The sequence below is a fragment of the Endozoicomonas acroporae genome (assembly GCF_002864045.1).
In the GTDB taxonomy this organism is placed as follows: domain Bacteria; phylum Pseudomonadota; class Gammaproteobacteria; order Pseudomonadales; family Endozoicomonadaceae; genus Endozoicomonas; species Endozoicomonas acroporae.
In genome coordinates this window covers 1-8,248 of record NZ_PJPV01000189.1, presented here as the reverse complement: position 1 = coordinate 8,248, position 8,248 = coordinate 1, and the positions used below count along the sequence as shown (strand labels likewise).

Annotated in this window: 5 protein-coding genes; all 5 read left to right on the top strand. The window is 49.6% G+C overall.

Translation table 11 applies throughout. The annotated features are described in order from the left end of the window. Nucleotides 1–2,696: RAP domain-containing protein (locus tag CX664_RS23345; RefSeq protein WP_146000267.1), on the top strand; the 2,696-nt coding region annotated here is incomplete at its 5' end. Between the two features lie 237 nt (nt 2,697–2,933). Next, nucleotides 2,934–4,388 carry a hypothetical protein gene (locus CX664_RS26720; RefSeq protein WP_180966609.1) on the top strand — a complete coding sequence of 485 codons (1,455 nt, stop codon included), beginning with the start codon at nt 2,934–2,936 and terminating at the stop codon, nt 4,386–4,388. Then, nucleotides 4,316–4,759 (top strand): RAP domain-containing protein, encoded by a 444-nt coding sequence (locus CX664_RS26715; protein ID WP_276328518.1) that lies wholly within the window; start codon nt 4,316–4,318, stop codon nt 4,757–4,759. Before CX664_RS26720 ends, CX664_RS26715 begins: the two co-directional genes overlap by 73 nt. Before the next feature lie 237 nt (nt 4,760–4,996). After that, nucleotides 4,997–7,624 carry an RAP domain-containing protein gene (locus CX664_RS23335; RefSeq protein ID WP_101749038.1) on the top strand — a complete coding sequence of 876 codons (2,628 nt, stop codon included), beginning with the start codon at nt 4,997–4,999 and terminating at the stop codon, nt 7,622–7,624. Nucleotides 7,625–7,848: 224 nt separating this feature from the next. Further along, the coding region (locus CX664_RS26000) for a hypothetical protein (RefSeq protein ID WP_146000266.1) at nt 7,849–8,248 on the top strand (400 nt) is incomplete at its 3' end.

Genomic DNA, 8,248 nt, shown 5'->3' with positions numbered 1-8,248 from the left:
AATTCCACTTTAATGCTCAGGGTATCGCCAACCTGCTGTGGGCCATGGCGAAACTGGTAGACAACAGGAAGGAGCAGACACCAGAATTCAAAGAGACCGTGGTCGCGCTGTTGCCCCACGTGAACATACAGAAAGCTCACTTTAAACCACAGGAAATCACCAACCTGCTATGGGCCATGGCGAAACTGGTAGACAACGGGCAGGAGCGGACACCAGAGCTCAAAAAGGCCGTGTCTGCGCTGTTGCCCCAAGTGAACGTACAAACAGCTAACTTTAAACCCCAGGAAATCGTCAACCTGCTCTGGGCCATGGCGAAACTGGTGGACAACGGGCAGGAGCGAACACCAGAACTCGAAGAGGCCGTGGCCGCACTTTTGCCCTACGTGAACGCACAGAAAGCTAATTTTAAACCACAGGGTATCACCAACCTGCTGTGGGCCATAGCGAAACTGGTGGACAACGGGCAGGAGCAGACACCAGAGTTCAACGAGGCCGTAGCCGTGCTTTTTCCCTTCGTGAACGCAAAGAAAGACCAATTTAATGCCCAGGGTATCGCCAACCTGCTGTGGGCCATGGCGAAACTGGTAGACAACGGGCAGGAGCAGACACCAGAGTTGAAAGAGGCCGTGGCCGTGCTGTTACCCCTCGTGAATGCACAGAAAAGCCAATTTATTCCTCAGCATATTGCCAACCTGCTGTGGGCCGTGGCGAAACTGGTGGACAAAGGGCAGGAGCATACACCAGAACTCAAAGAGGCCGTGGCCGCGCTGTTGCCACACATGAACGCACAGAAAGCTAACTTTAACCCACAGGAAATCGTCAACCTGCTGTGGGCCATGGCGAAACTGGTGGATAAAGGGCATGAGCGCGCACCAGAACTAAAAGTGGCTGTAGCCGTGTTGTTGCCCTACGTAAACGCACAGATAGCTAACTTTAAACCACGGGAAATCGCCAACCTGTTGTGGGCCATCGTGAAAGTGGTAGACAGCGAACTGGAGCAGACACCAGGGCTCAACGAGACTGTGGCAGCACTTTTGTCCCACGTGAAGGCGCAGAGAGCTAACTTTAAACCTCAGGGTCTCGCCAACCTGCTGTGGGCCATGGCCAAACTGATGGACAGTGAGCGGGAGCGGTCACTTGGGCTCAACGAGGCCGTGGCCGCGCTGTTGCCCTACCTGAACGCCAAGAAAGATCAACTTATCCCTCAGCATATCGCCAACCTGCTGTGGGCCATGGCGAAACTGGTGGACAACGGGCAGGAGCAGACACCAGGGTTCAAACAGACCGTGGCCGCACTGTTGCTCTTCGTGAACGCACAGAAAACCAACTTTAAACCTCAGGAAATCGCCAACCTGCTGTGGGCCATAGCGAAACTAGTAGACAACGGGCAGGAGCAGACACCAGAACTCAAAGAAGCCGTGGCCGCGCTGTTGTTCCTTGTGAACGCACAGAAAACCAACTTTACACCTCAGGGTATCACCAACCTGCTGTGGGCAATGGCGAAAATGGTGGACAACGGCAAGGAGCGGACAACAGTGTTCAATGAGGCCGTGCTCGGGCTGCTGCCCCAAGTGAACGCACAGAAAGCCAACTTTACAGCACAGGGTATCGCCAATCTGCTGTGGGCCATGGGGAAACTGTTGGACAACGGGCAGGAGCGGACAACAGAGTTCAATGAGGCCGTGCTCGGGCTGCTGCCTCACGTGAACCCACAGAGAGCTAACTTTAAACCACAGGAAATCGTCAATCTGCTCTGGGCCATGGCAAAACTGGTGGACAGCGGGCAAGAGCAGACACCAGAACTCAACGAGGCCATGACCGTGCTGTTGCACCACGTGAACGCACAGAAAGACCAATTTACTTCCCAGGGCATCGCCAACCTGCTGTGGGCCATGGCAAAAATGGGGGAACTCATTGAGCTGAACGTGGTTACCTCCACGTTCGAATCGCTTGTCTACCGAGTCAGTAACAACCCTCAGCTCTCTCAGCCAGACATATCGATGTCTCTCTGGGGAGTCATGGTATGCTGTGCCAGATTGTCTCTGGCCTCCAATACCAACAACATTAATGTGCTTGAAAAGCACATGAATGACCTGTTTACTCGCCTGGAAAATACATTCCCGGACAATGAACGTGATCAATCCATCCTTGCCCAGGCCGCCGTTTGGCTTGGCAGAACGTGTCCAGTCGTCCCCCATTACCCGACAAACATTTCAAAAACCCAGGTCGACTTCCGCGATCAACTCCAATCATGCATTCCATCTTTGCGGATTGAAGAAGAAAAGAATCTGAACTCATTACCTCCGGTTGACCTGCTACTGCCAGATCACAACATGGTGATTGAAATTCAGGGACCGTTTCATTACGTAGGTGGTGATTTCAAAACCAGGAAGGGTTCGACTCTGCTTAAAATAGCATTGTTGCAAAAATCAGGATTTGAGGTCATTGAAATTCCGATTACCATGCTCTTGAGTCAGGATTTAATGAAACCATGTATTGATCAAATAAAGACCAGGATAGGCATCCCGCCACAGGAGCACGGCTCTGTATCACTTAAAAGAAGCTGGGCAGATGCGACATACGTTACTGCTGATAACGGCAGGCAACCCTCAGATCACGGTTACTTGACTGTCGAAGAACATTCAGGGGAGCAAACAGGCAAACCAGGTAGAAAAAGGCAAAAAAACAGCCAGTAAGCTCTTCCCTACCGTCATGACTCAAGCACCATTTTCACATTTCAGGGAAGGAGTGCCAGCGTTGAACACTTGTTACCCATGCATCTCACCCCGGATGATTTGAAAATATCGAATTGGTGGCATCAGGAGTAGATGCGCATACTCAACCGTTTCGTCTATAGCCATTCCAGTAAAATGAACTTTTGAACAAAACAGCAGTCTGCTTCTCATATTTTCATGAATTAATGAAATATAATAATGGATAGAAGCTCTGCGGGTATCAGTGGTCAATACCCAAGATCAGGTAATGATGACAACCAACCGAAGGATCATGCCGCTTCTTCAAGCCGTGGGCGATATAGACATGCCACAGTCAGACAATGGTGCCATCCCCCCCGCACAGCCCCGGGGCGTAATGAATCTTACTATTCTTCTGCCGCCTGCTCTTTTCAACATCTACAGCGCCGTTCAGTAAACCGCACTCAGGATTTTAATAACCTCATCAAACAGGAAATAATGGATGTTCTGGTGAATCAATCTGATCGGATCGGTCAACGCTATGATGGGAGACATCACGGGCGATATGCCAGTTCAATTAAAAAATACACATCAGCTGCTAAAAGACCGTTAAATCGAGCTGAACAAAGCCAGCTGATACGTTTGCTGCAAAATTTTAAAGCAACACGAAGCTGGAATTGGCGAAGTCTGGCGACCACACTGCATTCATTTACTTCAGCGGGTGTTTTTACCCCTCATAACCCCATGGATGTGCGTGTCAAGCGTACTCAGGCTGCCTTATTGTCAACGCTACTTGATGCAATAATATTCAAGTGCAACCAGGCATCTCACGCCAGGGATATTGCTGCCCAGGGTGTTGCCAACCTGCTGTGGGCCTTGGCGAAACTGGTGGATAACGGGCAGGAGCAGACACCAACGTTCAACGGGGCCGTGGCCGCGCTATTGCCCCACGTGAACCCACAGAAAAAACAATTTATTCCTCAGCATATCGTCAACCTGCTGTGGGCCATGGCGAAACTGGCGGACTACGGACAGGAGCGGACACCAGAATTCAACGCAGTCGTGGCCGCGCTATTGCCCCACGTAAATGTGCAGAAAGCTAACTTTACCGCCCAGGGAATCGCCAACCTGCTGTGGGCCATGGCGAAGCTGGTAGACAACGGACAGGAGCAGGCACGAGGCTTCAAGGAAGCCCTGGCCACGCTTTTACCCCATGTGAACATACAGAAAGGCCAATTTATTCCGCAGCATACCACCAACCTGCTGTGGGCCATGGCGAAACTGGGTGAGTTCGTTGAGCTGAACCTGGCGACCTCTATGTTTGAATCGCTTGTTTACCGAATCAGTGAAAACCCTCAGCTCTCACAGCAAGACCTGTTGATGTCTCTCTGGGGAGTAATGGTTTGCTGTGCCAGATTGTCTCTGAACTCCAATAACAACAACTGGCTTGAAAAGCACATGGATGACTTGTTCACTCGTCTGGAAAATACATCGCCAGACAATGAAGAGGAACAATCCATCATTACCATGGCTGCCAGTTGGCTTGGCAGAACCTGTCCGATCGTTCGCCATTACCACACAAACATTTCAAAAACCCAAGCCGACTTCCACGATCAACTCCAATCATCTATTCCATCTTTGAAGATCGAAGAAGAAAAGAGGCTGAACTCATTACCCCGGTTGACCTGCTTCTGACAGATCACAACATTGTTATTGAAGTTCAGGGCCCTTCTCATTACGTGGGTGGTGATTTCAAAACCAGGACGGGTTCGACTCTGCTGAAAATCGCACTGTTGCAAAAAGCAGGATTTGAGGTCATTGAAATTCCGGTTAACAGGCTTTGGAATCAGGATTTAATGAAACAATACATTGATCAAATAAAGACCAGGATAGGCTTCCCGCCACAGGGGCATGGCTCTGTACCACTTAAAAGAAGTTGGGCAGATGCGGCATACGTTACTGCTGATGACAGGCAACCCTCAGATCATGGTTACTTGACCGCCGAAGAACATTCAAAGGAGCAAACCGGTAAACCGGCAAAAAGGAAGAAAACAAACAGCCAGTAATCGCCTTCCTCCCATCATGACTCAATAACCTTTTTCACATTCCGGGAAAGAATGCGGGTGTAGAACACTTGTTGCCTATGCATCTCGTCCCGGGTAACTTGAAAATAATGGATTGGTGGCATCAGGATTAGATGTGCTTCCCCAACCGTTTACGTTTACAAACATTCCAGCAAAATGAACTTCTGAAAAGAACCACACTCTGCTTTTTATATTTACATGAATTAATGAAATATAATTATGGATAGAAGCTCTGCTGGTATCAGTGGTCAATACACAAGATCAGATAATGATTACAACCGAACGAATGGCCATGCTACTTCTTCAAGGCGTGTGCAATATAGACATGGCCCAGTAAGACAGCGGGATAATCCCCTCCGCACTACCCCGGGGCGCAATGAATTTTACCATTCCTCTGCTGCACGCTCTTCTCAATATCTACTACGGCGTTCGGTAAACTCTGCTCAAGATTTTAATGCTCTCATCAAACGGGAAACAATGGCTGGTCTGGTGAGTACATCGGATCGTTTCGGTCATCGCTATGATGGGAGAAATCACGGTCAATATGCCAGCTCAATTAAAAAATACACGTCAGCTGCTAAAAGACCGTTAAATCGAACTGAACAAAGCCAGCTGATCAGTTTCCTGCAAAATTTTACCGCAACGCCAAGCTGGAATTGGCTAAGCCTGACGACAACATTTCACTCATTTACTTCAGCCGGTGTTTTTACCCCTCATAACCCCATGGATGAGCGTGTCAAGCGTACTCAGGCTGCCTTATTGTCAACGCTACTTGATGCAATAATATTCAAGTGCAACCAAAAACCTCACGCCAGGGATATTGATGCCCAGGGTGTCGCCAACCTGTTGTGGGCTATAGCGAAACTGGTGGACAATGGGCAAGAGCAGACACCAGAGCTCAACATGGCTGTGGCCGCGCTGATGTCACACGTGAGCGCACAGAAAGACCAATTTATTCCTCAGCATATTGCCAACCTGCTGTGGGCCATGGCAAAACTGGTGGACAACGGGCAGGAACAGACGCCAGAACTCAACGAGGCCGTGGCCGCGCTGTTGCCCCACGTGAACGCACAGAAAGCGAACTTTACACCACAGGAAATCACCAACCTGCTGTGGACCATGGCGAAACTGGTGGACAACGGGCAGGAGTGGACACCGGCTCTCAAAGAGACCATGGCCACACTGTTACACCAAGTGAGCGCACAGAAAAACCAATTTATTCCTCAGCATATTGCCAACCTGCTGTGGGCCATAGCGAAACTGGTGGACAATGGGCAGGAGCAGACACCAGAGCTCAACGAAGCCGTAGCCGCGCTGTTACCACACGTGAACGCACAGAAAGCTAACTTTACACCACAGGGTATTGCCAACCTGGTTTGGGCCATGGCGAAACTGGTGGGCAGCGGGCGGGAGCGGGCACCAGGGCTCAAAGAGGCAGTGGCCGCACTGTTGCCCCAAGTGAACGCACAGAAAGCTGACTTTACACCACAGGCTATCGCCAACCTGCTTTGGGCCATGGCGAAACTGGTGAACAACGGCCAGGAGCAGACACCAGGGCTCAAAGAGTCCTTGGCCGCGTTGTTGCCCCACGTGAACGCACAAAAAGCCCACTTTAAACCACAGGAAATCGCTAACCTGCTGTGGGCCTTAGCGAAACTGGTAGACAACGGGCAGAAACGGACACCAGTACTCAAAAAGGCTATGGTCGCCCTGCTACCCCACGTGAACATTCAGAAAGCTCACTTTAAACCACAGGAAATCGCTAACCTGCTGTGGGCCTTAGCAAAACTGGTGGACAACGGTCAGGAGCGGATACCAAAGCTCAACGAGGCCGTGGCCGCGCTGTTGCCCCACGTCAACGCACAGAAAGACCAATTTATTCCCCTGCATATCGCCAACCTGCTGTGGGCCATGGCGAAACTGATGGACAACGGGCTGGAGCAGACACCAGAACTCAACGAGACCGTGGCCGCGCTGTTGACTCAGGTGAACGCAAACAAAGACCAATTTATTCCCCAGAATATCGCCAACCTGCTGTGGGCCATGGCGAAACTGGGCGAACTCATTGAGCTGGACGTGGCAACATCCACGTTCAAATCGCTGGTCTACCAAATCAGTGGTAATACTCAGTTCTCTCAGCAAGAGGTATTGATGTCCCTCTGGGGAGTAATGGTATGCTGTGCCAGGTTGTTTCTGGTGTCCAATGCCAATAAAAATCACGTGTTTGAAAAGCACATTGATGACCTGTTTACCCGTCTGGAAATTACATTCCTGCACAATGAAGAGGATCAACGCACCATTGCCCAAGCCGCAAGTTGGCTTGGCAGAGCGTGTCCGGTCATCCCCCATTACCAGACAATCGTTTCAAAACGTCAATCCGACTTCCGCAATCAACTCCAATCATGCTTTCCCTCTTTGCAGATTGAAGAAGAAAAGAGTCTGAACTCATTGCCTCCGGTTGACCTGCTACTGCCAGATCACAACATGGTGATTGAAGTTCAGGGTCCTTCACATTATGTGGGTGGTGATTTCAAAACCAGGAATGGTTCGACTCTGCTGAAAATCGCACTGTTGCAAAAAGCAGGATTTGAGGTCATTGAAATTCCGGTTAACAGGCTTTGCAATCAGGATTTAATGAAACCATACATTGATCAAATAAAGACCAGGATAGGCTTCCAACCACCGGGGCATGGCTCTGTATCACTTAAAAGAAGGCGGGCAGATGCGGCATACGTTACTGCTGATAAAGGCAGGCAACCCTCAGATCACGGTTACTTAACTGCCGAAGAACATTCAAAGGAGCAAACCGGTAAACCGGCAAAGAGAAAGAAAACAAACAGCCAGTAATCGCCTTCCTCCTATCATGACTCAAGATCCGTTTTCACATGCCGGGAAGGAATGCCAGTGTTGAACACCTGTTGCCCCGGATGATTTGAAAATAACGGGTTGATGGCATCAGGAGTAGATGTGTTTCCCCAACCGTTTACGTTTATAGACGTTGCAGCAAAATGAACTTTCGAACAAAACAGCAGTCTGCTTTTTATATTTTCATGAATTAATGAAATATAATTATGGATAGAAGCTCTGCTGGTATCAGTGGTCAATACACAAGATCAAATAATGATTACAACCAACCGAATGACCATGCCGCTTCTGCAAGGCGCGGACGATATAGACATACCACAGTCAGACAATGGGATCCTCCCCCCCGCACAGTCCCAAGGCGTAATGAATTTTACCAATCTTCTAGCGCATACTCTTCTCACTATCTACTGCGCCGTTCAGTAAATCCTGTTCAAGATTTTAATGCGCTCACCCAACAGGAAATAATGGATGGCCTGGTGAGTAAATCGCACCGTTTCGGTCATCGCTATGATGGGAGAGATCACGGCCTATATGCCAGTTCAATTAAAAAATACACGTCAACTGCTAAAAGACCGTTAAATCGAGCGGAACAAAGCCAGCTGATGC

Coding starts and splice junctions, on each gene's coding strand:
- CX664_RS26720 (WP_180966609.1), top strand. CDS start 2,934: ATGGATAGAAGCTCTGCGGGTATCAGTGGTCAATACCCAAGATCAGGT.
- CX664_RS23335 (WP_101749038.1), top strand. CDS start 4,997: ATGGATAGAAGCTCTGCTGGTATCAGTGGTCAATACACAAGATCAGAT.